Annotated in this window: 20 protein-coding genes; 6 read left to right on the top strand and 14 right to left on the bottom strand. The window is 40.2% G+C overall.

The features are described from left to right. Nucleotides 1–17: 17 nt before the first annotated feature. A complete protein-coding gene (locus L4C37_RS11015; protein ID WP_429768595.1) occupies nucleotides 18–5,036 on the top strand; it encodes an Ig-like domain-containing protein in 5,019 nt (1,672 codons plus the stop codon). Nucleotides 5,037–5,134: 98 nt separating this feature from the next. Here L4C37_RS11015 and L4C37_RS11010 read toward each other — a convergent pair whose 3' ends face one another. Continuing rightward, nucleotides 5,135–6,328: a class I SAM-dependent methyltransferase gene (locus L4C37_RS11010; RefSeq protein WP_429768593.1), complete on the bottom strand. Its 1,194-nt coding sequence runs from the start codon at nucleotides 6,326–6,328 to the stop codon at nucleotides 5,135–5,137. Nucleotides 6,329–6,448: 120 nt separating this feature from the next. After that, nucleotides 6,449–7,852, bottom strand: coding sequence for a methyl-accepting chemotaxis protein (locus L4C37_RS11005; RefSeq protein WP_137373313.1), 1,404 nt, complete (start codon nucleotides 7,850–7,852; stop codon nucleotides 6,449–6,451). A 90-nt stretch (nucleotides 7,853–7,942) separates the two neighbouring features. On the opposite strand from L4C37_RS11005, the gene yccX reads away from it, so the two are divergent. Next, nucleotides 7,943–8,236 (top strand): acylphosphatase, encoded by a 294-nt coding sequence (gene yccX, locus L4C37_RS11000; protein ID WP_429768592.1) that lies wholly within the window; start codon nucleotides 7,943–7,945, stop codon nucleotides 8,234–8,236. 42 nt (nucleotides 8,237–8,278) lie between these two features. On the opposite strand, the gene L4C37_RS10995 is transcribed toward yccX, so the two are convergent. The 6 genes from L4C37_RS10995 to L4C37_RS10970 all read right to left on the bottom strand — a co-directional run bounded on the left by L4C37_RS10995 (nucleotide 8,279) and on the right by L4C37_RS10970 (nucleotide 13,866). Next, nucleotides 8,279–8,608 carry a TusE/DsrC/DsvC family sulfur relay protein gene (locus L4C37_RS10995; protein ID WP_273296891.1) on the bottom strand — a complete coding sequence of 110 codons (330 nt, stop codon included), beginning with the start codon at nucleotides 8,606–8,608 and terminating at the stop codon, nucleotides 8,279–8,281. A gap of 140 nt (nucleotides 8,609–8,748) precedes the next feature. Beyond that, nucleotides 8,749–9,414, bottom strand: coding sequence for a Bax inhibitor-1/YccA family protein (locus L4C37_RS10990; RefSeq protein ID WP_137373278.1), 666 nt, complete (start codon nucleotides 9,412–9,414; stop codon nucleotides 8,749–8,751). A gap of 260 nt (nucleotides 9,415–9,674) precedes the next feature. Further along, a complete protein-coding gene (locus tag L4C37_RS10985; protein WP_137373277.1) occupies nucleotides 9,675–10,439 on the bottom strand; it encodes an amino acid ABC transporter ATP-binding protein in 765 nt (254 codons plus the stop codon). A gap of 22 nt (nucleotides 10,440–10,461) precedes the next feature. Then, complete coding sequence (locus tag L4C37_RS10980; protein ID WP_137373276.1) at nucleotides 10,462–11,559, bottom strand: amino acid ABC transporter permease; 1,098 nt, start codon at nucleotides 11,557–11,559, stop codon at nucleotides 10,462–10,464. A gap of 1 nt (nucleotide 11,560) precedes the next feature. Further along, a complete protein-coding gene (locus L4C37_RS10975) occupies nucleotides 11,561–12,766 on the bottom strand; it encodes an amino acid ABC transporter permease (RefSeq protein ID WP_429768590.1) in 1,206 nt (401 codons plus the stop codon). Between the two features lie 71 nt (nucleotides 12,767–12,837). After that, the gene (locus tag L4C37_RS10970) at nucleotides 12,838–13,866 is read right to left on the bottom strand and encodes an amino acid ABC transporter substrate-binding protein (RefSeq protein ID WP_137373274.1); all 1,029 of its coding nucleotides are present in this window, start codon (nucleotides 13,864–13,866) and stop codon (nucleotides 12,838–12,840) included. A 495-nt stretch (nucleotides 13,867–14,361) separates the two neighbouring features. Here L4C37_RS10970 and L4C37_RS10965 point away from each other — a divergent pair, with 495 nt between their 5' ends. Further along, nucleotides 14,362–15,300, top strand: a complete 939-nt coding sequence (locus L4C37_RS10965) for a precorrin-2 dehydrogenase/sirohydrochlorin ferrochelatase family protein (RefSeq protein WP_429768589.1) — start codon at nucleotides 14,362–14,364, stop codon at nucleotides 15,298–15,300. Nucleotides 15,301–15,419: 119 nt separating this feature from the next. Here the strand turns inward: L4C37_RS10965 and L4C37_RS10960 are convergent, their stop codons facing one another. Together L4C37_RS10960 and L4C37_RS10955 are read right to left on the bottom strand one after the other, a co-directional pair. Then, nucleotides 15,420–15,902, bottom strand: a complete 483-nt coding sequence (locus L4C37_RS10960; protein WP_137373272.1) for a YajQ family cyclic di-GMP-binding protein — start codon at nucleotides 15,900–15,902, stop codon at nucleotides 15,420–15,422. 14 nt (nucleotides 15,903–15,916) lie between these two features. Further along, nucleotides 15,917–16,969 (bottom strand): 3-deoxy-7-phosphoheptulonate synthase, encoded by a 1,053-nt coding sequence (locus L4C37_RS10955; RefSeq protein WP_137373271.1) that lies wholly within the window; start codon nucleotides 16,967–16,969, stop codon nucleotides 15,917–15,919. A gap of 208 nt (nucleotides 16,970–17,177) precedes the next feature. Here L4C37_RS10955 and L4C37_RS10950 point away from each other — a divergent pair, with 208 nt between their 5' ends. Further along, nucleotides 17,178–18,065 carry a putative PEP-binding protein gene (locus L4C37_RS10950; protein ID WP_429768588.1) on the top strand — a complete coding sequence of 296 codons (888 nt, stop codon included), beginning with the start codon at nucleotides 17,178–17,180 and terminating at the stop codon, nucleotides 18,063–18,065. A 259-nt stretch (nucleotides 18,066–18,324) separates the two neighbouring features. Beyond that, entirely contained in the window at nucleotides 18,325–18,807 is a 483-nt protein-coding gene (locus tag L4C37_RS10945; protein ID WP_429768587.1) for a PaaI family thioesterase, read from the top strand. Nucleotides 18,808–18,928: 121 nt separating this feature from the next. On the opposite strand, the gene L4C37_RS10940 is transcribed toward L4C37_RS10945, so the two are convergent. Further along, entirely contained in the window at nucleotides 18,929–20,284 is a 1,356-nt protein-coding gene (locus L4C37_RS10940) for a hypothetical protein (protein WP_429768586.1), read from the bottom strand. Between the two features lie 97 nt (nucleotides 20,285–20,381). Between L4C37_RS10940 and L4C37_RS10935 the strand changes: the two genes are divergently transcribed. Continuing rightward, nucleotides 20,382–21,224: a CvfB family protein gene (locus L4C37_RS10935; RefSeq protein ID WP_137373312.1), complete on the top strand. Its 843-nt coding sequence runs from the start codon at nucleotides 20,382–20,384 to the stop codon at nucleotides 21,222–21,224. A 119-nt stretch (nucleotides 21,225–21,343) separates the two neighbouring features. Here the strand turns inward: L4C37_RS10935 and rsmF are convergent, their stop codons facing one another. The 3 genes from rsmF to L4C37_RS10920 all read right to left on the bottom strand — a co-directional run bounded on the left by rsmF (nucleotide 21,344) and on the right by L4C37_RS10920 (nucleotide 26,864). Further along, nucleotides 21,344–22,765, bottom strand: coding sequence for a 16S rRNA (cytosine(1407)-C(5))-methyltransferase RsmF (gene rsmF, locus L4C37_RS10930; protein WP_429768585.1), 1,422 nt, complete (start codon nucleotides 22,763–22,765; stop codon nucleotides 21,344–21,346). Nucleotides 22,766–22,972: 207 nt separating this feature from the next. Then, the gene (locus tag L4C37_RS10925) at nucleotides 22,973–25,630 is read right to left on the bottom strand and encodes an MlaD family protein (RefSeq protein WP_273295253.1); all 2,658 of its coding nucleotides are present in this window, start codon (nucleotides 25,628–25,630) and stop codon (nucleotides 22,973–22,975) included. Next, a complete protein-coding gene (locus tag L4C37_RS10920) occupies nucleotides 25,623–26,864 on the bottom strand; it encodes a PqiA/YebS family transporter subunit (RefSeq protein WP_429768584.1) in 1,242 nt (413 codons plus the stop codon). The genes L4C37_RS10925 and L4C37_RS10920 overlap by 8 nt, the downstream gene beginning before the upstream one ends. Between the last annotated feature and the right edge of the window lie 63 nt (nucleotides 26,865–26,927).

Raw genomic sequence — 26,927 nt, 5'->3', positions numbered from 1 at the left:
CCGATAAAGAGATCGAGTTGACGGACGCGCACATCGATGCAGGCAATGTGACGACGACGTTCCCAAGCCCAGGCGAAGGCAACGAAATCGAGGTGACGGCGACGTTAACCGACCAGTACGGCAACACGTCAGCGCCAGGCAAAGACAGCGCAACGGTAGATACGTTAGTCTTAGCCGAAATAGACATTCTAAATATAGCTGGCGACCACAAAATCAATGGTGCTGAATCTAGTGAAAATATCAGTGTTGTTGGTTTTGTAAATAAAGACGCGCAACCAGGTGACAAGATCGATTTTTATTTGCAGGGAGAGTTAATTGGTTCTGGTGTTGTTTCAAGTGAACCATACTTGAATTCAAATGGAGAACAGGTTGGTTATAAATATGAATTTACGACGCTTGGGTCGAACTTAATCCCTGACGGAGAATCTGAGGGCGGAGCGATACTAACGGCTAAAGTCACTGTAACGGATGATGCAGGGAATACTGTTGTAGCTAGTACGACGGAAGCTTATTTCTTTGACCTTGATGCACCAGATGCACCATCCATTACAAATATCTCAGATGATTCTGCAGCTAGTAATTATTCTGAAGTTACATTGGACGGTACGGGTGAGCCTGGCTCAACCATTTTATTATTCGATGAAGACAATAATCAGGTGAACGTTGCTCCGATTACAGTAGATAACGATGGTAATTGGACTACTGATATATCAAACCTGGTATCTACATCTGTTAATGACAATGAGTTCTTTACTGCTAAGCAGGTCGATAATTATGGCAATACAAGCGAAGCGTCGAATACTGTTCATTATTACCATGGCGACGCTAGTATAGCTGTACAAGAGGCGACCGATGATTTCGTATTGCTTGGTGAAGGTGATGACCAATTCAATGCCACTGAAAATGACATTGACAATAGGTTAGTAGTAGATGGCGGAGCCGGTACAGATACAGCTGTGTTTGATTTCTCTTTGGACTCTGCTTCAGTGATACTTAATGCAGATGGTTCAGTGTCAATCACCGAAAACAATGGTGATGTGAATACTTTAATTGAGTTTGAAAACTTTAACTTTACTGATGGTGGTAAAACTGTTGAAGAGCTATTTGCTCCTTCGGTCGTTATCGTAAAAGATGAAGACGATATTATTAACAGTGATAGATCTGTAGTTTCATACAATGTGTCATTGCCTGCTGGTGCCGTAGTCGGAGCCACGCTGTCCATTGTAGTTGAAGGGCAACTTACTGAAACTAAAGTTCTCAATCAATCTGATATAGATTCTGGGTCTTTATCATTTGATGTCGATATGGGTACGATTGTAGACGGTGAACTGAATATTGTTGCTGAGTTAACATATCAAGATCAACCTGCAGGTACTCAGTTTATTGGGAGTGATGCGTTATCTACCAATATCGATCCTAGTGCTTCTAGCTTTAGTGTTGACTTAGGTACAGAGCAGTCAGCACAGTTCATGTTCGATTCTCACGTAAGCGATGCTGAAGATGATTTAAGCAGTACTGATAATAAAGATGTTCAACTTTCGATTATTGATCTTCCTGAGCTTGGTTCTTTATATGTGGTTGATGGTGATACTCGTACATTGGTTGATGAAAATACAGTTCTAACTGAAGACACCCAAATCGAATATGTACTTGATGAGACCATAAACTCAGACCTGTCTTTTGATGCGTCTGAAGATTTTAATAACATTAGTGGTTCAGAGACGACCTATACATTGGGCAGCGGTGTAATCATTTCTGGTGGTCGTTTCGATGGAGATAGACCGGATTCATCTAGCACATTAACACCTGAAACTTTGCATTATGATAATGTTGTTAATGAGTCAGGGTTAGGAGTAGGTGATAAAGAGCTTGACGTTTCAACTAAGGATTATATCTCTATTGACTTTACTAAGGTTGGTGATCCTAACGCCACTGAGGTAACAGTAACTGAGGTTAATATCGATTTTGGCAGTGTCTGGGCTCACTATGCCGACAACAATAATGCTGATGCTGAGATACAAGTTATCTTATTTAAAGATGGTGTTCAGGTAGGCAACGACCCTTATATCTTTGATGATGATACTAATTCTGCCGTTTATGATGGAAGCGGTGAATTCACTGCAAATATCCAGCTTGATGGTGGGTTTGATGAGATTCGTGTATATACAGTTAATGGGGACCAATCAAATGGTTCGAACTCTAATATCACATTGCAAGGTGTTGAAGTTGTAGATGCGATTGTTTCTGAAAAAATCACCTATGAAGCTACAGATAGTGACAAAGGAACCGATACTGGTGTTATAACCATTTCAACTTCAAGCACACAGGATTCAACAAATAATGCACCAGTTTTTAATGACTCTCAGTTTGATGCTTCTAACGAAGATCAAGTGGTTAGTTTGTCTCTGGATAAGCTTAATATTACCGATGCTGATGGAGACCAGACATTTATTACAGATGTAAAGGTTGACCCATCTTATGGTTCGGTTCAGCTTGTAATAGATTCAGAAGGGGAAGTGACCTCAGCAGAGTTTACACCGGCTTCGGATAAACATTTTGATAGCGTACCGTTTACAGTTACTGTTTCAGATGGAGTCAAATCTACTGAAGGTACTGCAACACTTGCGGTAAATGCTGTAGCCGATAAACCTAATGTCACAGTAGTATTTGGGGATGCTTCAAATGTTGTAATTAGTGATGCACTGCATACTAAGCTCGTTAATGCTAACGCTAACACCAGTTTTACTGAGAGTGATTATGCTGAACTTGGTCATACTGTAATGAATCAATATGATCAAAAAACGGGAACTGTAGGAAATGATTTAATTGTTGGTTCTGATGTAAGCTCTGGTGATAGTTTGATTGGAGATGCTAATACAAACCCAGGAGGCACCGGTTCTGATATTTTCGTTGGACGTGATGGGGATGATCATATATCTGGCGGTACAGGTTCTTTGGATGCTGAAAGCGCTATTGATACAGCTGTTTATGAAGGTAACTTTTCTGAATACAATCTAACTTTTGTCGGTGATACGACGACGCTGCATGATTGGACAATCATTGATAATTTGAATCGCGACACACCGGAGTCGGGCAGTACTGGTGATAAACTGTATCAAATTGAACGTTTAATTTTTGCTGATGCCATTGTTGAACTGAATGAAGATGGAACATTCAATGTGCTTCAAGATGCTGGATTTACAGTTACAGCTTCTGTTGCTGATACGGACGGAAGTGAGTACCTAGATGAAGTTAGAATTTCCGGGTTACCAGATTCTGCAGAAATTGTTGATAAAGATACAGGTAATGTTATCGGGGGCTTCGTAACAGTAGGTAATGAATCTGTTTGGGTCATCGACATTGTAGGAGACACTACGCAACATATTAACTATGACAATCTTGCTGTAAGAGATAGTTCTGGTGAACAGTTAGATATTGATGTTGAAGTTGTTGCCGTTGATGTGAATGGTTCAACAGCAAGTACTAGTGTTAATGTTGCTGAAACTAACGATGTCATGGCAGATCAAGGTGGTAGTGTTCCAACAACGGTTATCTCACTGATTATTGACTCATCTGGTAGTATGGCAAGTACTCCTAGTGGCCTGAGTGACATGAGAATTGAATACGTGCTTCAAGCGTCAATTAATCTCTTGCAAAACGTCGATTCACAAGAAGGCAGTGAAAAAGTTTGGGTACAACTAATAGACTTTGATTCTGAAGCGACGAATACTGGTTGGAAAACCGTTACGGAAGCAATAGCTCTTTTGGAGACAGCACAAGAAAAAGTAGATGAGGACAATTATAACGGCATTTTTGATGCAGAAGGCTGGACTTATTATGAAGATGGAGTAGGAGCTGCAATAGATGGTTATAAGGTTTCTCCTGTGTCTGATTTGCCGTCTGGTCAAACTAATGACGTTGTGTACTTCTTGAGTGATGGTCAAAATAATGGTAGCTGGGATAGTGATACCAATAGCGATTGGGACAGCTTCATTGTTGATAAAGAGGTAACAGCTGTAGGTGTAGGTAGCTCGGGAAATGTTCCAGTAAGTGGCCTTACAGAAGTTGCAGGCGCTAATGGAAAAGTTGTCTACATACCAGACTCAACAATTACTACAGAATTACCTAAGCTGCGCCCTACAATCGGCATTGCAGGTTCTTTGTTACTCTCTTTATCTGGTTTAGATGCAGCAGCAGTAGTAATCGATGAGACTAAAGCTTCTGTAATTCAGAAAGTCGATACTGATGGTAATACCATCAACCTGCCAACAGGTTTAACATTTGCTAAAGATGCTGTTGGAAATGAACTGGTTGTTGATATTGTCTACGGTGAATTCCGAATTGCACAAGATGGTTCGTATTATTTCCAACCATCAAGTGGCGTCACAGAAATTGAAACTGGTAAAGCGGTTGCGTTTGAAATCCTTGTAACTGTAGAAGACAGCCAAGGCGTTCAGTCACAACAACTCATTACTTTAAACATCAGTCCTAATGGAGAAGTCAACGCTGTTCCTACTTCATCATTTAATGCTTCTACAGGGGATGATCAGTTCCAAGGTACTGAACAAGATGACATTATCTTAGGTCATGCCGGTAATGATGTACTTCTAGGAGCCGCTGGTGACGATATTTTACTCGGTGGCGACGGTAGCGATATCTTAATCGGCGGTTTAGGTGATGACATTCTTACAGGTGGCGACGGTGATGATATCTTCAAGTGGGTTGATGAACCTTTGAACAACCATCAAGATGTGATTACTGATTTTGAAGTAGGTAGTGATCGAATTGATTTATCTGAATTATTACATGACGATAATACTATGGATGAAGTTCTAGGGCGCTTAACTGCAAGAATCAGTGATGATAGTCAGGACTTAGAAATTACAGTTACTAATGATCAAGGTTCACAGACTATTGTTCTACAAGGTCAAGCGAGTAACCTGAGCGGGTTAGATACTGATAATTCAGGTACCTTTACAAGTGATGAACTTACTAATCTTGTGAACTCATTGATGACAAACTTACCAACATCATAAATAGATGATAAATAAAAAGGGCCGAAAGGCCCTTTTTTGTGTCTATTAAAAATGAGTCTGCGCTATAAAAAGCGAAGTGGCTTACTGCCTTTCATTTGCTACAGTACTTTACAGGCGAAACCTTTTAAGTAGAAACCTTCAGGGTAGGCTGTATCTGTTAAGTGGTCTGCAGCTTGTTCAAAGCGTTCAACAAATTTCACGCTGCGCTCGGCATCTAATGCCGCATCTGCAATGATTTTTTGGAACAAATCTGCTCCCATTAAACCTGAACAAGAATATGTAAGTAGGGTGCCACCTGGTTTAAGGATTTGCATGGCAAGCATATTAATATCTTTATAGCCATTCGCGCCTGATGTCAGGTTGTTCTTACTTGAAACAAATTTTGGTGGATCCATGATAACTACGTCGAACTTAGTACCTTGGTCTCGGTACTCACGCAGTAACTTAAAAACGTCAGCGTTCAAAAATACGGCACGTTTTTTTGAAATGTCGAACTCATTCAACTCGGCATTAAACTTAGCTGTGTCTAAAGCTGGTTGTGATACATCAGCGTTAATTACTCGTTTCGCTTCGCCCTTTAAAGCGTATAGACCAAAGCCGCCAGTGTAAGAAAAACAGTTTAGAACATCTTTGTCTTTTACATATTTCATTGCTTCTTTTCGGCTATCTCGTTGATCGAGGTAGAAGCCAGTTTTATGTCCGTCAACGATATCGACGCTGATTTTCACACCATTTTCTTCGATAACTACCGATTTAGGTGGCTCATCACCATGCAATACCCCAACAGTTTGTTCTAGACCTTCTTTTTTACGAACCGCCACATCAGAGCGTTCATAAATATTGCAATCAGGGAAGCAATGAACAAGAGCTTCAACTAATACTTGTTTGTTAAACTCAGCACCAGCGCTTAATAATTGGCATACTAGGTAATTTTGATACTTATCAATAGTGATACCTGGTAAACCATCTGACTCAGCAGCTATTAGGCGATAACCAGTTAGCCCGTCACGTTCAATAATGTCTTCACGAATGAGTTGCGCATTTTGGATTCGTTTAATGAAGAATGATTTATCAATTTCTTCTTTTTCAAAACTCCAAATACGAGCTCTGATCTGTGACGATGGAGAGTACGCTGCTTTAGCTAGCCATTTACCATTTTGTGCGAAAACATCAACAGTCTCTCCTGATTGAGGTTCTCCTTCTACTTTGTCGATACCACGTGAAAAAACCCATGGGTGTTTACGACGAAGTGATTTGTCACGGCCTTTAGCTAGATAAATTGCAGGAATCATAGTCTGATCTTTTAGTTGAATTTGGAGGGGCTGTATTGTCGGGTAAGAAGGTAGGAAAAGCAAATAAGAAAGGGCTGTATGAACAGCCCTTATAGAGTAAAACGAGACTAAGGAAGAAGGCTAGGCCTTTAATCCCGTTAATAAGCCTTCCATTGAGTCACTTTGTGAGCGAAGACGATCAACGTTGGAATTTGTTGTGCTGATCATTTCGCATACGTTATTAGATTGATTACGAATCTCTTCAACACTATGTGCAATGTTATCTGCAACAACGCCTTGTTCTTCAGCTGCTGTAGCAATTTGTGTACTACTATCAGAAATCGATTGGTTTTTCTCAGCTAACGAACCAATTTCAACATTTACCTCAGACATTAATGTTTGACCTTCATTTGCATTTGAAACGGTCACTTCCATTAACTTAGTAAGAGATTGGCTGTTACGTTGTAGCGCCTCAATCATGGTTTGAATTTCAACCGTTGCTTGTTGAGTTCTTCCTGCTAATGCACGGACTTCATCAGCAACTACAGCAAACCCACGACCTTGCTCACCAGCTCGCGCAGCTTCAATTGCAGCATTCAATGCCAATAAGTTAGTTTGCTCAGAAATAGCGTTGATAGTGGTAACCACTTCATCGATTTGAGCCGCATTCGCATCAAGCTCTTCCACCGCTTGAGAGGCTGATTGAATTTCAGTCGATAGGTTTGAAATGGAATTTAAAGTATTTGAAACCTTATGCTGACCACTTTGTGCGACGCTTTGAGCATCCATGGTTTGATTGCTTGATTCGTGTGCTAAATTCGCTACTTCGCGGATTGTTGAAGCCATTTCTTCCGTAGCACTTGCAAGTCCATTTAAATGTTCTTGTTGAGTATTAGATATAGCAGAGCTCTGTTGTGTGGATAGGTTCAAGTCAGAACTGATCTGCTGCATAAGAGCGACAGATTCTTGTATTGATAGCACCATTTTTTGTTCGCGATCAGCAACTTTATCGATAGTAATTGCGATTTCACTAAATTCATCACGAACCGAAAAGTAATTCATCCTACTTGTTAAATCACCATTGGCTAGCGTATTTAAAGCCTTGTTCATTGAGAACATAGCTCCACCGATGAATGTCATTATGTAATAAACACCTAGTGCAATAAGAGAGAGTGTTACGGCAATAAGAGTAATTTGCGTCGTCGATAATGATGTCCATAAGTTTTGCTCATAATTGGCAACTAAACTAAATGCACCATTCATTACTGATACTGAACCTACACCATACCCAAATGTAATACTGTCTGAGTTACTGATTAAAGCGCCTACCTGGTCTTTTGATAATTGCCCAGCTTCAATAAGCCCTTTCATCAATAAAAGTTCATCCTGATATAAGTGTGCAAGTAATGAGTCAGCTGCGTTATCAAGAACTAAAGTTAATATGATGAGAGCAATTAAGGGAAGGATGAAGAGCAGGTAAAACTTTTCTTGGATCTTTAAGTGAATAAGGTACTTATCGATCCAGCGGAATGGTATTTCTTTCATAGTTATTATTCTCATTTTTGTTCCACTTGTGAGAAGTGGATGAATAGATATTGAGAATTATATCACCCTTGTAAATTACGGAGCAATATTATGAATTCTATCCGTTCAAAAATTGTCGTTTCTGGCAGAGTTCAAGGCGTAGGTTTTCGATATCACACTCGTAGAATTGCTTTAAAGCTTGGGATTCGAGGTTATGCCAAGAACCTCATTAACGGGAGTGTTGAAATTTTAGCTATTGGGAGCCAAGATAATATATCTGAATTACGTAACTGGGTGAGTATTGGGCCTGAAAGGGCGGCTGTTGAAGCGGTTGATTTACTGGAAGAAAAGGAGTTAATTGAAGGTGGTGTGGTAAGAGGCTTTGAGTCATTTACGATACTGTAGCAACAGTATCGTACAGGTACTATTTAAATGAAGTACTTAATCTTACAAGCATTTTGCAGGCTTAGGTAGCCCCGCTAATTTAGTCGCTTGTTTGGCAGGACCCGTTTTAAACAACTTAAATAAATATTTGCTGTTCCCTTTTTCTGGACCATGAGCTTTTGCCATCGCTTTAACAAGCATACGAACCGCTGGTGAGGTATTGAATTCCTCGTAAAAACTTCGGACAAAATGGACCACTTCCAAATGAGCTTCAGTAAGTTCAATACCTTCATCTTTGGCAAGTATCTCAATCATGCCCGCTTCCCACTGTGTCGAGTCTAACAGGTACCCCTGAGCATCAGTTTCTATTTGTTTGCCGTTATATTCAAACATGTTTAATCCAGAATCAATTTAGCTATTTTAAAGTAGGGTACATGGCCAAGATCACTTTTCTCAAGAAATATTGTATTTCTAGATACAAAAAAGCCCAAGAGGGAGGCTCTTGGGCTAGAGTTACTTAGTAATGAATATGACTAGTCGTCGCTATTCATGATGCCTAGAATGCTTAGTAGGCTGATGAAGATGTTGTAGATTGAAACGTACAGGCTAATCGTTGCTGAGATGTAGTTAGTCTCACCGCCACGAATGATGCTTTGCGTAGTTAGCAAAATTACACCAGTAGAGAACAGGATAAACATACCGCTCATCGCTAGTGAAAGTAGTGGCATCTGTAGGAAGATGTTAGCAACCATACCAACTAGTAGAACAACGAAACCAGCCATTAACATACCGTTTAGGAATGAAAGATCGCGTTTAGTCGTTAGTGCATAAGCAGACGCCGCCATGAAGGCTAGTGCAGTACCGCCAAGAGCGGTTAGGATGACATCACCCATACCAGCGCCAACATACATATTCAGGATCGGACCGATTGTGTAGCCAAGGAAGCCTGTAAATAGGAACGTAAATACAAGACCCATGCTGTTGTCGCGGTTCTTTTCTGTTAGGAAAAGTAAGCCGTAGAAACCCACAAGCATGATAATTAGACCTGGACGAGGAAGGTTCATCGCCATAGATACACCTGCCACAAGAGCAGACCAAAGTAACGTCATAGAAAGTAGAGCATAAGTATTACGCAGTACTTTATTGGTTTGCAAAGCGCTCTCTTGAGATGCTGTGCGTGAAAACATAGGGCTGTTCATAATCTTCCTCGTAAGGTGACTTCAATAGTTATTAGTACATTTATGGGGCTGAAAGTTCGAAAAATCAAGTCTTTCATTCCTTTTGTATATTTAAAATAATAATCAAAATAGTAGGTTAAGTGTTTCTCAATATGTAACAAAGTGTTGCTAGGGTTGGAGTGCCACAAATGAAACGGTTAACAATGAATTTTTTTACAATTGATACATTAACAACAAAGAGGCGACCGAAGTCGCCTCTGTATTATCATGATTATATCACATTAGTGATGCAGGATTTGGCTCAAGAAGTTTTGAGTTCGATCTGATTGTGGGTTTTCAAAGAAGTCTACAGGGTTATTTTCTTCAATGATTTCACCGGCATCCATGAATATAACCCGATCAGCTACCTCTTTAGCGAATCCCATTTCATGAGTAACACAAAGCATAGTCATCCCTTCTTCTGCTAACTCCACCATAACATCAAGTACTTCACGAACCATCTCTGGGTCGAGTGCTGACGTTGGTTCATCAAACAACATTACCTGCGGGTTCATACATAGAGATCGTGCAATTGCTACACGTTGTTGCTGACCACCGGACAGCTGCCCCGGGAATTTATCTGCTTGCTCAGGGATTTTTACACGCTCAAGGTATTTCATTGCGATGGCTTCGGCTTCACCCTTTGGCATCTTCTTAACCCAAATTGGAGCGAGCGTACAGTTCTCTAAAACCGTTAGGTGAGGGAACAAGTTGAAATGTTGGAAACACATTCCTACATCACGGCGAACTGCCTCAATGTTTTTTAGATCTTCTGTTAGCTCATTGCCTGAAACAAAAATGTGACCTTTTTGGTGTTCCTCTAGGCGGTTGATGCAACGAATCATCGTCGACTTACCAGAGCCAGAAGGACCACAGATTACAATCTTCTCACCTTTCTTTACTTCTAAGTTGATATTTTTAAGTACGTGAAACTCTCCGTACCATTTGTTCATGTCTTTTAACTCGATCATAAGACCTTGTGAGTTGTTGTCTGATTGCTGCGTCATAATACGTCCTTGATCTTGTTAACTATCGTTTGTGACCGGTGTGAAGTCTATTTTCTAGCCATATCGAATATCTCGACATGCCGAAACAGAACACCCAGAACACTAACGCGACAAATACATAACTTTCTGTTGAATACCCAAGCCACTCTGGGTCGGTATTCGCTGCTTGACCAATACCCAGTACGTCAAACATACCGATAATTAAAACTAGACTTGTATCTTTGAACAGCCCGATGAAAGTATTCACAATTGATGGGATTGTGATTTTCAGAGCTTGTGGAAGGATGATTAGTCCTGTCTTTTTCCAGTAACTTAAGCCTAAAGCATCTGCAGCTTCATATTGACCTTTTGGAATGGCTTGAAGACCACCTCGAATTACTTCCGCCATATACGCAGCACTAAATAGCACCACACCAATCAAAGCTCGGATTAGCTTATCTGTTTCTGTGCCTTCAGATAAAAATAGAGGCAACATAACCGAAGCCATGAATAGAACAGTAATAAGAGGTACACCACGCCATATTTCGATATACACGGTACACATACTGCGAATTATCGGCATTTCAGATCGTCTACCTAGTGCTAAAGCAACACCAATAGGTAATGAAACAACAATCCCGACAAGCGCGATAATTAGCGTGACGAGTAAACCGCCCCATTTGTGAGTATCGACAACTTCAAGTCCAAAGACTCCGCCATAAAGTAAAGCTGCAATAATGAATGGGTAAATGTTTACAAAAAATAACCAGATCCAAATACGTTTAGGGGTTTTTTCGTAAGCAAGCAAAACCACGAATATCGCAAGAGTGATATAAAATAGACGAGGGCGCCAAAGTTCAGCTTCTGGGTAAAACCCATACATAAACTGATCCCAACGAACACTAATGAAAACCCAACAAGCGCCTTCACTTGTACAAGCATCACGAGTTGTGCCTATCCAATCTGCGCTAATAATTGCCCAATCAGCAACCGACCACAAAAGTGACAGTGCAAAGTAAGCAAGAACGACAGTAACAACACTGTTTACTGGACCATTAAAAAGATTCTTTCTTAACCAACCGACTGGACCGACAGTATTTCCTGGTGGCGGAAGGTCTGGTTGAAATTGATGTATGCTCATCTTATCTCTCCACCAACGCAACTTTGCGGTTGTATATATTCATAAGGGCAGACGTTAATAGGCTTAATGTTAGATAAACACCCATAGTCATTGCGATCACTTCTATTGCTTGACCAGTTTGGTTTAGTGTTGTGCCTGCAAAAACAGAGACAAGATCTGGGTAACCAATAGCCATAGCAAGCGATGAGTTTTTAGTTAGGTTTAAATATTGACTGGTCAAAGGAGGAATAATGATTCTTAACGCTTGCGGGATAATAACAAGTTTAAGCGTACGAGATCTTGGGATGCCAAGAGACATAGCGGCTTCTGTTTGACCATGACTTACTGCGTTAATACCCGAGCGAACAATTTCAGCAATGAAAGAGGCTGTGTATATGCTCAATGCAAGCATCAGTGCTGCAAGCTCTGGGATAATGCTTATCCCGCCTTTAAAGTTGAACCCTTTAAGTTCTGGGTAATCAGCTGAAATTGGCATACCCATGATAAAGTACATAACCAAAGGTAAACCGATAATGAGAGCAGCCGCAATGCGACCCATAGGGGTTTGCTGTCCTGTAAGTTTTTGTTTGTTATTTGCCCATATATTGATGAAAATCGTAGCAATAATGCCTGCAATAAACGCCGTAATAACAATGTTACTCCCTGATTCCAGTACTGGACCTGGGAAGTACAATCCACGGACATTCAAAAAGATAGCTTCGCCCAAACTCATACTATTTCGTGCAGATGGTAGTGCTTGTAATACAGCAAAATACCAAAAAAATATTTGTAGTAGTAGAGGTATATTTCGGAAGATTTCTATATAGACTGCTGCAAAACGACTGACGAGCCAGTTGGATGAAAGTCTCGCGATACCCATACTAAAGCCGATCACTGTTGCCAGGATGATACCTAGAACTGAAACCAGTGCTGTATTAAGTAAGCCGACTAAGAAGGTTCTTCCGTAAGAGAAAGTTTCATCGTACTCAACAAGGGTTAAGCCGATACCAAAACCAGCTTCTTGGGATAAAAAATCAAAACCAGTGGCAATACCACGGGCATCTAAGTTTGTTAAAGCGTTATTTACAATTGTATAAATGAACGCTACGAGAGCGCCTACCGCAATTATTTGAAATACAACAGAGCGGAAAGTAGGGTTGTAAAGAAGGTTGGCGCTTTTAGGTTTAGGCTTTGCCTGGGATGGGGTGAGAGTTTCGTTAGGTTTCATACTGCTATAACCTCAAATCCATTTAATAAAGAGGGCGGAAATTCCCGCCCTAATTGATGCTTTCTATTTTATTAACGGATAGGTGGAGCGTACATAAAGCCGCCCGCATTCCAAAGTGCATTCACACCACGAGAAATCGCTAGTGGTGAACCTGTACCAACAGTACGCTCAAAACTTTCGCCGTAGTTACCTACTTGTTTGATTACTTGGTAACCCCAATCATCACTGATACCTAGAGCTTTACCTTTAGGACCATCTACGCCAAGAATACGCTTGATGTTTGGATCTTTAGATTTAAGCATTTGGTCTACGTTCTTAGAGCTAATGCCATATTCTTCAGCATTAATCATTGCTGAAAGTGTCCATTTAGCAACATTGAACCATTTGTCGTCATCTTGACGAACAACTGGGCCAAGTGGTTCTTTAGAAATGATTTCTGGTAGAACTTGTGCAGAAGATGGATCTTTTAGGTTCAGTCTAAGGGCATATAGACCAGATTGGTCTGTTGTTAGGACATCACAACGTCCAGCATCAAAACCTTTAGATGTTTGTGCTGCTGTATCAAATACTACTGGCTTGTATGACATACCATTATTACGGAAGTAATCGGCTAGGTTTAGCTCTGTAGTAGTACCTGATTGTACACAAACAGATGCGCCATCAAGTTGTTTAGCACTTGTTAGACCTAGATCTTTCTTAACCATGAAGCCTTGACCATCGTAGTAGTTTACACCTACGAAATTTAGACCAAGTGCTGTGTCACGGTGCAGAGTCCAAGTTGTGTTACGAGAAAGAACATCAATTTCACCAGATTGAAGCGCAGTGAATCGTTCTTTTGCTGTTAATGGTACATACTTAACTTTTGATTTATCACCAAGTACTGCAGCAGCAAGAGCTTGACAATATTCAACATCGATTCCTTCCCACTCACCTTTTGAGTTAGGGTTAGAAAACCCTGGAAGCCCCGTACTTACACCACAAGTTAATACGCCTTGTGAAGTTACTTTGTCCAGAGTGCTTTCTGCCGCGGACGCCGATGTTGCCATCATTGCTGTTGAAGCAGCTACTACTGAAGCAAGAAGTGTGAGTTTATTTGTCATTTGTATCCTTCCTGTATATTCCATGTAAAATCAAATATGCCTGAGCAAGTGTGCGAATAAAATTCTGTGTACGTGTTACTGTCGCGTTTACTTTTTGTCGTTGTTTTTAAATCACCGTTTGCATTTTGCAAATCCATAAGTTCGGTTTTTAAACAACTGTTTATAAGATTAGGAAAGGATTCGTAGTTTCACAAATGTATAATTTAAAAAGAATTTTGAGTGAAATCACAAATCCGAACACATTTAGAATGACCAAATGTTACGTGAATGTAAATAGTGCAACATCTCACACACTTGGTGCAACGAGATTTAGGGTTTGATATTCTCGAACGACTAGATATATATTCCAAATTAATGTCTATTTGCTGAAATAATGAACTCAACAAATAGTGAAATTTGGTGATTAATTATTTTTAAACAGATCAGTTAACTGTGAATATGCTCCAAATTTGGTAGCATGATTGAATAGTTATATAAATGAACTCAAGGAAGAATATGCGTTATTTCCCAATGTTTTTAGATGTAGAAAATAAGCCAATCTTAGTAGTAGGCGGTGGAGAAGTTGCTTGCCGTAAAGTAGATAGTTTATTGCGTGCTGGAGGGGAAGTTACGCTAGTTTCACCTAAGGTAGAGCCTTATTTAAAGAATTTAATAGATGAAGGCAAAATTCATTGGATTCAAAATTTTTATTCTTCGAATATTATTTCAAAACAATACCTACAAGTTTGGGCGACAACTGATAATCCTAACCTAAATCATCAAGTACATAATGATGCAAAAAAGCTTGGTATTTTAGTCAATGTGGTTGATGACCTTCCATATTGTGATTTCATCACTCCGTCGATGATAAATCGCGGAAGAATCCAAATTGCTATCTCTAGTGGTGGTGCATCTCCTGTTTTAGTTCGAAACATTAGAGAAAAACTCGAAACCGTATTACCTCAAAACCTCGGTTTAGTAGCGGACTTTGGTGCATCAAAACGCAATTCAATTAAAGAGTCATTTCCTACAGTCGATGAAAGAAGAAAGTTCTGGGAGCGTTTTCTATCTTCGAGTTTTATAGAGCAAGTTTCAAACCGAGAGCAACTAGAAGCCTATTATCAAAAATCGTTGGTTGAAAATTTAGAGAGTGAAGGGCGAGTAACTTGGGTTGAGTTTGAAGATGACGTTGAACTGCTTTCTATGAAGGCGCTGCGCTTAATGCAAGAATCGGAACTTGTGCTGTACCCGAAAGCTTGTCCTTTTGAGTTTGTTGACTTATGCAGGCGTGATGCTGAAAGAGAAAGCTTCGATGGAAGTGGCGAGCTTTCAACAAAGCTTGAAAATGCGAGAGCTGAGAACCTGAGGGTGTGTGTATTTATTCCACCAGCAAGCGTTGAGTTCAACCTACTTGTTGGTCAGGATTTAAAGCTGTCTACTGCGAAAGTGATGTAATCCTTACTAGGATTAAAGTGACTACAAAAAAGCCTCTGTATAAAACAGAGGCTTTTTAATCTGTACTAATTAGCTTGCACTTATTTCCTTTAATACTAGATAAAGGCAAATAGGGCTAATTAGTCACGGAAATTATCAAACTGGAATGGTTGACCAAGTTCACCGTTACGAACTAGGCTCATCACTGCTTGTAGGTCATCGCGCTTTTTACCAGTAACGCGAACTTTCTCGCCTTGAATTGAAGCTTGAACTTTGACTTTGTTATCTTTAATCAGTTTAACTATTTTCTTAGCAACGTCAGTTTCAATACCTTGCTTGAAGATAACAGTTTGGAACCACGTGCGACCCGTTTGGTCGGCTTTTTTGGCTTCCATTGCGTTAGGATCTACATTGCGCTTCGTTAAGTTGCTTCGCAGAATGTCACGCATTTGCTTAAGTTGAAAATCATCTTGAGCACTTAGTTTTACTGACTCATCTTTGTAGTCGAAGCTTGCTTCTACGCCACGAAAATCAAAACGAGTTGATAGTTCACGGTTAGCGTTATCTACAGCATTACGCAGCTCTACTGCTTCTACTTCAGAAATAATATCAAATGATGGCATGTCGACGTTCCTAATTAGTTTCGTTCTTTAATTGCATTAGCAAGCATATCTAGCATGGTGACGGTGTCACTCCAGCTTAGGCAAGGGTCAGTGATTGACTTACCATATTCTAGGTTGGTGATGTCAGTCATCGGCTGGTTGCCTTCTTCAATAAAGCTTTCCGCCATAATACCTGCAACTTGGTTTTTACCAGATTTGATTTGGTTGCAGATATCTTCAGCAACTTCTAACTGCTTACGATGCTGCTTTTGGCAGTTTGCATGGCTGAAATCGACGATTAGACGCTGAGGTAAGTTGAATTGCTCTAGTTGAGTGCAAGCTTCAGCAACTGATTCGCTATCGAAGTTTGTGCCTTTGTCGCCACCACGTAAAATGATATGCCCATGAGGATTACCAGCAGTGCGGTACACCGTCATGCGACCATTTTTATCTGGAGAGTAAAAATAGTGAGAAGCTTGAGCAGCACGAATAGCATCAATAGCAATTTTCACATTGCCATTAGTCGCGTTTTTGAAACCAACAGGGCATGATAGAGCTGAAGCCATTTCTCTGTGAATTTGTGACTCTGTTGTGCGTGCACCGATAGCGCCCCAAGTGATCAAGTCAGCGATGTATTGACCTGTGATCATGTCTAAGAACTCAGTAGCTGTCGCTAAACCAAGCTTGTTAATATCAAGCAATAATTTACGAGCTTTGTTTAGACCTGTTTCTAAGGCATACGATCCGTCTAGGTTCGGATCTGTAATCAAACCTTTCCAGCCAACGACAGTACGAGGCTTTTCAAAGTATGTTCTCATTACTACGAAAAGTTCGTCTTTATATTGTTCTTGAATTTGACTTAGGCGCTGCGCGTAGTCTAGAGCTGCATCTGTATCATGAACTGAACATGGACCAACAATAACAAGTAAACGATTGTCGCGACCAGTTAGGATGTCTTCAATTTGACGACGTGACTGTGCAATACGCTCAGCCACATCATCTGTAATAGGGTGTGCATTGCCTAATTCGGCAGGAGTTGGCATTGGCCCCAGTGCTTGGGTTCTCAACTCATCAGTTTTTAATGGCATGTGATAACTTTATTATTCTATTGCGAAGCGGTTAAGATAACGGAATTGACCCTAGGAATAAACTCCCTTGCGTCAAACTTATCTCTCATATTTCCAATATTACGTGTTTTATCATTGCCAAGCTCTTAAACAGTCTATTTTTGCTTGTATTAACAAGCAGCTATCGGTATTTTCAATTCAATACAAATATAACAATGCTGGAGCAGTCATGACTCAAGGAAACCCAAGAGAGTTACACCCTGAATTAACTTTAGGTGATGTATTGCCTTCTTATAATGAGAGTAATGGTTCGGAACATTTATACGTTTCATTATCTGAATTGCTCATGGAGCGCGTTTTTTATCATCCGAGTATCGAAAATCATCTAAGTGCTTTATCTGACTTAGAAAAAACATCGCTAGGTGCCATTCTTGGTGAGCAAGCCGTTTCAGAACATTTTGTCCAAACTCTAGTTTCAGCTATCTCTGCCGCTGTTCAGCCTTCTCATAAATCAATTCGCGTCGCATTGAGCGGAGCTGACAGTTATGCGTTTAACTCACTTCTCGGCGGCAAGAATGAGATAGAAGAAGTTAACCCGGCACTTGGTGTGAGAGGAGTTGCTCGATACGCGACTGATGCTTATAGTCATGCATTTTCGTTAGAATGTATGGTAATCAAAACGTTAAGAGAGCAAGGCTTCAATATTGAGATTGTTGTGCCCTTCGTTCGCTCGTTAAGTGACGCTGCTAAAATTATCGATTTACTTGCTGAGCAAGGCTTGCCTAGAGGTCTAAACGGGCTCAAAGTTTTATTCTCATGTGATGTCCCATCTGCTGTTCTACTTAGTGAACGTTTACTGCATTACTTTGATGGTGTAGTGGTCAATGTTGATAACTTAACGCAATTTACACTGGGCGTAGATAAACAGAATGAAGCTCAGCAACATGCATTTGATCCACAGAATGAGTCTGTTATTACTTTAATTGATATGATTGTGAAATCGTCTTTACAAGCGAAAAAGCCAGTATTATTGGTTACTCAAGGGCTTGTTGATTATCCGAAACTTCAAGGTTACATTGCTGACTTAGAAGGGGTTGATGCTGTTATTACAGCATAATGTTACTTCTCTTCAAGTGACTAAGTACTAGTTATCAAAAGCGAGTATTTAAATACTAGTACGCGTTACTCCGTAAATTGATGAAAGGCATTGCTTCTTATAGCAATGCCTTTTTTGTTACTTCTCGCCAGCTATATCATCAACGAGTCAGTACATTTCTTTGAACTTTGTTTTAACTGCACTTTTTTGTAACAAAATTTTGACATTTAAATGGAATGAATATTAACTGGTCGGACAACTATAAAATAGGCTGATTAATATGCTCTCTTCACTTCAAAAAGCAAACCTGTATCTGAACATGTTTGGCTTCTTCCAAGTTCCGTTTATTTGGCTTGCTAGACCTAAGCTAATTAAGCTTAATCAACAGCTAGTTGAAGTTAAAATTCCATTAAAGCGAAGAACTAAGAATCATCTAAATAGCATGTATTTTGGTGTTCTTGCTGTTGGGGCAGATGTTGCGGGTGGTTTCTTAGCAATGAGTAAAGCTCAAGATCAAGGCGCGAAAATATCACTGGCTTTTAAAGGGGTGACAGGAGAGTTCTTGAAGCGACCTGAAGCGGATGTTCATTTTACTTGTACCGATGGGGAGTTGATTGATGCGATGCTAGAGGAAACAATGGAAACTGGTGAAAGAATTAATCAAACAGTTACGATCTTAGCAACATGCCCAACATTGAGTAATGACGAAGTGATGGCAAAATTCACCTTAACACTCTCAATTAAGAAAATACCGAAGAAATAATGAGAGAGTCAATGTGTGTTTGTACTGAGAGGTAGGCTCTTTGATGTCAAAAAGCCCATCTATGTAAAATGGGCTCTTGTAAGTGAAATGGGTTCTTGTTATTTAAAGTGTAAATTACCGGTTAAGTATCTTGCTTAATTTCTTCGATATCGACAATCTTTGAACGGTTCATGACAATTTTCCAACGATAATAAGTTGGCTCTGCATCATGGTTATTTTCTTTAATAATCAAGTTTAATAGGTGGCGTTTTTCAACAGACTCTCTGCTAACTTGCCCCTCATTCAGCCTATAGACCTTATTGGAGCCTTTATCCATTAATCGAGTTAAAGCTCGAAGGCTAATGGATACAGATTCGCGTGTTTCTTCGTAGCCACTCATAAACAGTGATGTAGACATGTGGGTTTGAGAGCGATAATGCAAAATTTGCTCTTCCCGTTGAACCACTCGCTTTTTACGGATGGATTGAATCTTATCCGCTAACTTTGAGAAGGCAGTGTAGTCCAGCCATTCCAATTTTTGCCCAACTGATTTGTTAGTTGTTGGGTCGTAGTAGCGGCGCTTCCACTTAGGTTTTCCTTTACGGATCCAACGCCATAGAATATCTCTTAAATCGTCTTTAAATATCTCTCGTAGCGCATAAATAAACGACATAGAAACGATGAAAGATGCAGTGATCTCTCCAAGAAAGTCTCGAGCTAATATGACTGTAGTGGTAACAAAGACCATCACCAACCCAGTTGCTATCCCTTTTACTGCTCGTTTGACATTGTTACCCATAGAGGTTGTCTTTTCTTTTAAGACAATCGGGTGTTCAATCAAACGTCTTAAAAGGCGCATCTTATTACTTAAGCGCGTGACATCTTCACGAACTTGAGTCGAGTTATATCGATTTAATCGGCGGTGAGCGGTTTCTTTTTCACAAAGTGCAACTAAACGCTCTTTTATAGTGGAGTATTCATTGTCTCTTGGCATATGAGCAATAAGAGATAAAAACTTCTGTTCTGTGTACCAAGAAAGGTAGTTATCAATATTGGCATAGTAGCGCTTGAGGTTTTCTTCGTAAGGGATACTTCGTCTTAGTTTCTTGAGAATATCTAAAGCAAGTTCAATGACTTCATCGACTTCATCGGCTGTTACGCTGTCACCAGGTGCTTTGTTTAAACTGTTAACCGCGGTATCAAGAGCAATAACGTATTGGTATGCGAATAAACTTAGACTTACTCGATATTGGGTAATTGATAACCTGCCACGTTTGGCCAAGCGACTGTGAACCAAAGGTAATAGTGTTTTATCACTATAATACGCGCGTTTTTGAGTAATCGAGCTGTAGTAAAATGCACTTTCAGAGAGGACTTCAGGAGTAAGGCCGAGTTCGCCGGGAATAAAAAGATATACATCCATGTCCAACGTTTTTGTTTTCGCCATTGCATGGTTTATTTTGAGTGTAATTGCATCTTGTTTATCTACGGTGATCAACGAGGGCTCCTAGAGTTGAAAAATATTAATGAAACTAGCGAAAGCATAACAGAGATCACGTATAATCTCTGGCAAATTTAAAGTAGAGACAATTTTGATGATTAATGTTGGTCAAGTAAACAACTTAGAAGTAGTAAAACAAGCTGATTTCGGTGTATTCCTTAATGCTGGTGACTACGGAACCGTGTTATTACCGAAAAAATTTACTCCTGAAGGTGTTGAAATTGGTCATAAGTTAGATGTCTTCTTATACATCGACTCAGATAATCAAATTGCAGCGACAACAGAAAAACCTATCGCACAAGTAGGTGAATTTGGATTAATGACTGTTGAAGGTGTTAATAGCATTGGCGCTTTCATGAGTTGGGGCGTAAAAAGTAAAGATTTGTTAGTTCCATTTAGCGAACAACGCGGTCGTTTGAACGAAGGTCAATCTATCCTAGTATACGTGTACATTGATAAGGCATCGAGCCGTATTGTTGGTACAACAAAATTCAATAAATGGCTTGATAACACTCCTGCCGAATACAAGACTAACGAACAAGTGGATTTGATCATTGCGGAGCGTAGTCAATTAGGCTACAAAGCGATTGTGAACGGTGAACACTGGGGTATGATTTTCCCTTCTGAAGTCATTGGAAAGCTATTTATTGGTAAAGCTCTAAAAGGCTACATTAAGAACGTACGCGAAGATGGCAAAATTGATTTATCACTTCAAAAAATTGGCGTAGGTAAAATGGACGACCTAAGCGCAAAAGTAATGGACTTACTTGAAAAGAAAGAGGGCTTTTTACCTCTTAACGATAAATCATCACCTGATGCAATCTTTGCCGCATTTAGAACAAGTAAAGGTACGTTTAAGAAAACAATCGGTGGTTTATATAAAGCAGGTAAAATCACTATCGATTCTGAAGGTATCCGTTTAGCTAAAGAAGCTTAATTTTTAAAATTCAAAGATTTAAGCCCCAATCAATACGCTTATTGATTGGGGCTTTTTTATGTTTATCAGAAGCCTTATGAGTCATAGAGCTCTCTGAATGAAATTTCTGAACTGAATATTTAGAATAAGTTCTTATCTTTTACTAGTTCACGAGGCAGACCATTCTTAATTCGGTTTCCTACCCACTTACCTAATCCAATAATTGCTCCATCAAATTCTACGAGTACTTCACCTTTGCCTGGTATTGATTCAGGGCGAACATCTCTTCCCATAAACCATTCTCTGGCATCTTCAATGCACAGTTTGATGATATTAGACTCGTTGCCTGTAGCCAGCGTGGTTGCTACTTGGTGTTGCCAGCGATAGCCTTTTTTATGAGTCTCGGCAATTTTAATTCCCATACGGGAAAAGCGAAACTCACCAATCATTGGTTCCAATGCAGCAGGGAATAACCAAACATCTTTATCACGTATCCATACCTGAGAGTCTGAAGGTAAGGTGACATCTAGTGCTTCTAACAGGAGGCTAGACACTTCATCTTGAATTTTTGATGGTGCTTTCGAAAATGGAAATTTTCCCATTCTTTTCTTAACTTTTGGCGGAGTGACAGATGCTAGCTTTCGAATCCTAGCAACAAAGAAACCTTCGCAGTCATAAACTTGCGGGAATATGTGTAAGAAGCCTTCTTCAGTTGTTGCTGCTTGAGCATTTTCAAATAAAGTATCTAAGGTTTCAAACTCCACTGCATCGCCAAATGTACTTTTCAGATGGTGACAAACTTGCTGGTTTTCTTCTGTGCTTAATGTGCAGGTTGAGTAAACTAGAACCCCATTAGGTTTTAATGCATGAAAAGCACTTTCAATCAGATCTTTTTGTGTTTCAGCAATGTCTAAAACTGACTGATGGCTCCAGTTTTTCATGGCATCAGCATCTTTACGAATTGTACCTTCTCCTGAACAAGGAGCATCAAGTAATACCGCATCAAATTGCTCTGGTAACCAACCGCCAAATACTCGTCCATCGAAATTACTTAATGCCGCATTTCTTACACCACATCGTTCAATGTTCGCATGGAGTACTTTTACACGACTTGCTGCATATTCGTTAGCAACAAGTACGCCTTCGTTATTCATCAGAGCGGCAATCTGCGTGGTTTTAGAACCTGGGGCAGCAGCGGTATCCAAAACAGCTTGATACTTTTCATTGTTTTGGAAGAGTGCAGAAACAGGCATCATAGAACTGGCTTCTTGAATGTAGAATAAACCAGACATGTGTTCAGCAGTGTTTCCCAATGGAACATCACTTTCGTCTGCTGTTATCCAAAATCCAGTGTTGCACCAAGGCACAGGTTCTAATTCCCAGTCCTTAGCTTCAGCACGTTTTAAAAAGTCAGTAACGCTAATTTTTAGAGTATTGACGCGTATACTTTTACGAAGAGGCTTTTGACATGCGGAAATAAAAGAAGCCATATCTAAGTGGCTAGGCATGATCTCTTCAATATTTTTTAAGAATTCTTCGGGGATATAAATATTAGCGTGCAAATGGAAATCTCGATAAAAGCGATAATGTGGGAAGTGTAATCGAAAATGGAGGTAGGCTAAACAATAAAAATGCAGCACTAAGGCTGCATTTATAATTACTGTTGATTTCGACTTGTTAAGTCTATTCTGACAATCTTTTTGGTAAAGGTGGACTAGGAACTTGGCTAAACCTAAACCTAAACCTAAACCTAAACCTAAACCTAACGCTTATGGCTTAGGGATGGCTGTGCGCCATTCTTTCCATCCATCTTCGGCAGTAGGATATAAATAGAATGATTGACCTTCTTCTGCTGTTGCCTGTAATTGCTTACCTTCAGGGGTTGAGAAAGTAATTCCACCACGAATTAAGCTATCTACTGTTCCTGACTTAATATTTGCGCCGGACAAACCAATAGAGACATCAACACCAGAAGTGTTCCAAAATACGCTGTTGCTTCTTATTAAGTAGGTGTATTCAGGTAGAACTTCAATCGTTGAAATGATGCGATCAGCAAATTGCCCAAGTTTTACATCGGTTACTGAGCCTATTTCCATTTCACGGAATAATACTGGAGTCCCCACTTTCACAGAGCCTCGGGTTTCACTTTGAAGAATGAAGGTTTTGCCTTCGACCTTATTCGGAGAGCTTGAAAGCGTGAAAGAGAGTTGTGGTTGACCTTTCCCCGGCTCAACATTGATGTACTTAGATAATAAAGCCGATACATTTTTTATTCCATCCAAACCAATTTCCGCTTCAGCGACCCAAAAGTGGCTATCATTGACTGCAATTCTATCCACGTATTCAGGTAGTACTCTTGCTGTTACTTCTATGCCGCGTTTTTTGAAGTTTGGAACAACTAGTGTCACTTCGCCAACTGTAACGCCTTGGTATTTAATTGGTGTACCTTTACTGACTTCTTGAGCGCCAGAAGATGTCAGCTGGATAGCTCTACCAAATTTACGGGCCGTCTTTGAATCAGAATAAAGCTTCCATTGTTTACCGATCTTATTATCAATGCCCGGTAGAGAATCAAACGCTATTCCACCTTGAACTAATGTTTTTAGAGGATCTGCTTTAATACTGATACCTGATAAAGACGCGTCAACTTCCACACCTGAACGATTCCAAAATACAGTTTGGTTGGTCACTAGGTGCTTGTATCGGTTTTCAATAGTCGCTTTAATTTTCACACCACCGTCAGTTAGGTAAAAATCAGAAATGCTGCCTACTTGTAGGTTGCGATAGAGAAGGGGACTTCCTTTAGAAATAGGAGGCAACTCACTGGCAAAAAGCGATAAAGTCTGAGAGCCCGATTGGTTATATTTTGCTAGTTCAGCTAGCGACTGGCTTTTGAATAATTGATAGTCAGGGCGTGCTCTTTCAGCGCCTTCACTCACAAAACTAATAGAGCCTGTTAATAACTGTTTCGCAGGTGGTACTGTCACACTAAGTCCTGATTCTGTGAGTTCAGCAGTCGCGCTGCCGGTCACATAAAAGCGGTTATTACTTTTGATAAGGTGAGCATACTGGTTATCAATAAGTGCATCCATGTAGACTTCATGTTTAGCATTACCCTTGCCAACGTTTTCTATCAAGCCAACTTCGATAATCGAGCCAACGGCAATCCCTTTGTAAAGGAGGTTTGTGCCTACATCTAGTCCAAAAGAGTTATTAGATTTTAAACGAATCGCAATGGATTTCTCTTGTTGCTGATTGTATTCATGCTTGCGAATAGCGTGAAAACTGCGGGCTTTACTTCCTTCTCCTGGCACGAGAGTTAAGAAATTACCGGTGACAAGGTTAGCAATGTTTTCCACACCAGTTAGGGATACTTTTGCTTCTTCCAATATGAATTTACTGCCTGTATTGAGAAAATCACTGAAAGCCGGCTGAATAGCAGCGGAGGCGATCACTTCTTCACGACCTTCGCTTAAAGATAAGTCAGTGACTTGTCCGATCTCAATTCCTCGATACATAATAGGAGCACCTGTTGAACTGATTTTATTGTCATCAGGAACGGATATTTTGACCGCTATACCACGGCCAGCCGTTTTCAAATCTTGATAGAGTTTGAATTTGGTGTTCATTTCAACTGCCTCTCCACCGCCAGGAGAATCAACAGCAATAGAGCCACCAAGAAGGGCACTTAGGCTTTCCATCCTAACGTCAACACCAGAAAACCCAATACTTGCACCTAAGCCACTGACATTCCAAAAACGGCTTTCGTCTGTAATGATATGGCTATATTCGTCATGAATTGCTGCTTTGATTGTTACAGATTTAGAATTGTCATTGAGCTTGTAGCTGTATACCTCACCGATAGGGATTTTTTTATAAACAATCTGAGAACCAACAGAAATACCGCCTAAATCTTTTGCGGTGAGCATAATGTTTAAGCCGTCAGAAGCGAGTAAATCAGAGGGGGCACTATCTAAAGCGTTAAATACGGTTTCAGGTTCACTAGACGTTTCGCTAGGGTGGATCGCAATGTAGTTACCAGAGACCAAAGCATCTAGCCCGGAAATTCCAGATAAACTTGCTGTTGGTTTCACTAGCCAGAAGCGAGTTTCTTTTGAAAGAAGTTTTTTTGCTTCAGGGTAGATATCCGCATCCACATAAATATTAGAAAGGTCTTCAGATAGGGTAATATCCCGAACCATACCGACCTCTAAACCTTGATAGCGGATTGTTGTGCGACCCGCGATCAACCCTGCCGCGTCCGAGAAGTAAATTTGAACGCGTTGACCAGCATCGTGTATCGACTTCATGACAAGCCAACCAGCAAGCAACATAGTAAGAATTGGCAATATCCAAAGTGGAGATATGCCTTTGTTCTTTTTAACTTCTGGCGAATAAGAAGTTTGTGATTGGTTGTTATTATTCATTCACTGACTCATCTTTAGAGGTGTAGTTATCCCAAATTAATCTAGGATCAAGGCTTTCAACAGCAAGCATGGTAAGGATGACGACAATACCAAATGCAACTGCACCAAAGCCCGGTGTAAAGTTCAAAATTTGTCCACGGTCAACTAATGTCATCATTATCGAAATAACGAATAAATCCATCACAGACCATTTTCCAACCCATTTAACAACGAAGTAAACAATCATCCTCTGCTTATGGAAGACGGAACGTTTAAATTGGATGCATAGCAAGATGTAAGCAAGCCCTAAAATTTTCGCAACAGGTACAACAATACTAGCGACGAAAATAATAATGGCGATGCCATACATTTCACTTTTGATTAATGACGCTACACCAGAAAATATGGTGTCTTCTAAGCGCTGACCATTTGTTATCAGTATAGAAATCGGAATGACGTTCGCAGGTATTATCGCAACCGATGCCGCTATAAGCAGTGCCCACGTTTTTTGAATCGAATTGGGTTTTCTGTGGTGAAGCTTTTGATGACAACGCACGCAAGCTCCGTTTTCAGGCTGTGAAAGGTGGCAATTGTGGCAATGCACGGTTTTATTCTCGAAATCATATTGAGACTCTTGGGTCCACGACTCCCAGTAACGCCTTACACTGATTCGAGTGATCAACAACACGCAAAACAATTGTAAAAGTAGCAATCCAACTAAACCTACACCAATAAAAATATCGGAATAATCTTGCAGCTTAAAACATGAGATCGCGACACTCACTAAAAATACATCGAGCATCATCCAGTGCTTTAAAGTCTGAATAGTCTTTAGAGATAACTTAAGAGGTATAAACCATCTGAAATGCAGGGAAGCGTGAGCCACTAAAACTGAAAAGCAGACTAGAAACGGGGCGATCGAACTGCAGAATAGGATTAAAAGGGCGAGCAGAGGGAAGCCTTCGCCCATTAATGTCACCATACCTGAAGGTAACGTTGCAGGGATCATCACCCCTATAAGACGAATACTAATAAAATCAAAAAAATGAGAGGGTATAAATAGCAATAAGCATGTTACTGCTAAAGCTAGGTTTCCGGATAAACTAGGGCTCCCGCCTCTATAAAGTTGTGTACCACATCTCGGGCAGTAAGCTGTTTTACCAGAAGGAACAGAGACGCGCTCTACAGGTAGTTCGCAACCCTGACAAAGACGGACATTGGTTGTATCACATTGATGCTTGGTTGAGACGGTCATGCAGCCTTCCTGATAGGTGAGAAGGCAACAAGGGCACGTATAAGTGAAACGTGCCCGACAAGG

Origin of the sequence: Vibrio kagoshimensis (assembly GCF_050337535.1) — a bacterium.
Lineage (GTDB): Bacteria > Pseudomonadota > Gammaproteobacteria > Enterobacterales > Vibrionaceae > Vibrio > Vibrio gallaecicus.
The sequence above is the reverse complement of the archived record's forward strand: the minus strand, read 5'-3'. Positions and strand labels throughout refer to the sequence as shown.

What these genes read in the sequence shown, in the direction of transcription:
- L4C37_RS10935 (WP_137373312.1), top strand. Translation starts at nt 20,382, where the DNA reads ATGATTAATGTTGGTCAAGTAAACAACTTAGAAGTAGTAAAACAAGCT.
- L4C37_RS10960 (WP_137373272.1), bottom strand. Translation starts at nt 15,902, where the DNA reads ATGCCATCATTTGATATTATTTCTGAAGTAGAAGCAGTAGAGCTGCGT.
- L4C37_RS10955 (WP_137373271.1), bottom strand. Translation starts at nt 16,969, where the DNA reads ATGCCATTAAAAACTGATGAGTTGAGAACCCAAGCACTGGGGCCAATG.
- L4C37_RS11010 (WP_429768593.1), bottom strand. Translation starts at nt 6,328, where the DNA reads ATGATTCCTGCAATTTATCTAGCTAAAGGCCGTGACAAATCACTTCGT.
- L4C37_RS10965 (WP_429768589.1), top strand. Translation starts at nt 14,362, where the DNA reads ATGCGTTATTTCCCAATGTTTTTAGATGTAGAAAATAAGCCAATCTTA.
- L4C37_RS10990 (WP_137373278.1), bottom strand. Translation starts at nt 9,414, where the DNA reads ATGAACAGCCCTATGTTTTCACGCACAGCATCTCAAGAGAGCGCTTTG.
- L4C37_RS10980 (WP_137373276.1), bottom strand. Translation starts at nt 11,559, where the DNA reads ATGAGCATACATCAATTTCAACCAGACCTTCCGCCACCAGGAAATACT.
- L4C37_RS10920 (WP_429768584.1), bottom strand. Translation starts at nt 26,864, where the DNA reads ATGACCGTCTCAACCAAGCATCAATGTGATACAACCAATGTCCGTCTT.
- L4C37_RS10995 (WP_273296891.1), bottom strand. Translation starts at nt 8,608, where the DNA reads ATGTTTGAATATAACGGCAAACAAATAGAAACTGATGCTCAGGGGTAC.
- L4C37_RS10985 (WP_137373277.1), bottom strand. Translation starts at nt 10,439, where the DNA reads ATGACGCAGCAATCAGACAACAACTCACAAGGTCTTATGATCGAGTTA.
- L4C37_RS10975 (WP_429768590.1), bottom strand. Translation starts at nt 12,766, where the DNA reads ATGAAACCTAACGAAACTCTCACCCCATCCCAGGCAAAGCCTAAACCT.
- L4C37_RS10970 (WP_137373274.1), bottom strand. Translation starts at nt 13,866, where the DNA reads ATGACAAATAAACTCACACTTCTTGCTTCAGTAGTAGCTGCTTCAACA.
- yccX (WP_429768592.1), top strand. Translation starts at nt 7,943, where the DNA reads ATGAATTCTATCCGTTCAAAAATTGTCGTTTCTGGCAGAGTTCAAGGC.
- L4C37_RS10945 (WP_429768587.1), top strand. Translation starts at nt 18,325, where the DNA reads ATGCTCTCTTCACTTCAAAAAGCAAACCTGTATCTGAACATGTTTGGC.
- L4C37_RS10925 (WP_273295253.1), bottom strand. Translation starts at nt 25,630, where the DNA reads ATGAATAATAACAACCAATCACAAACTTCTTATTCGCCAGAAGTTAAA.
- L4C37_RS10950 (WP_429768588.1), top strand. Translation starts at nt 17,178, where the DNA reads ATGACTCAAGGAAACCCAAGAGAGTTACACCCTGAATTAACTTTAGGT.
- L4C37_RS11005 (WP_137373313.1), bottom strand. Translation starts at nt 7,852, where the DNA reads ATGAAAGAAATACCATTCCGCTGGATCGATAAGTACCTTATTCACTTA.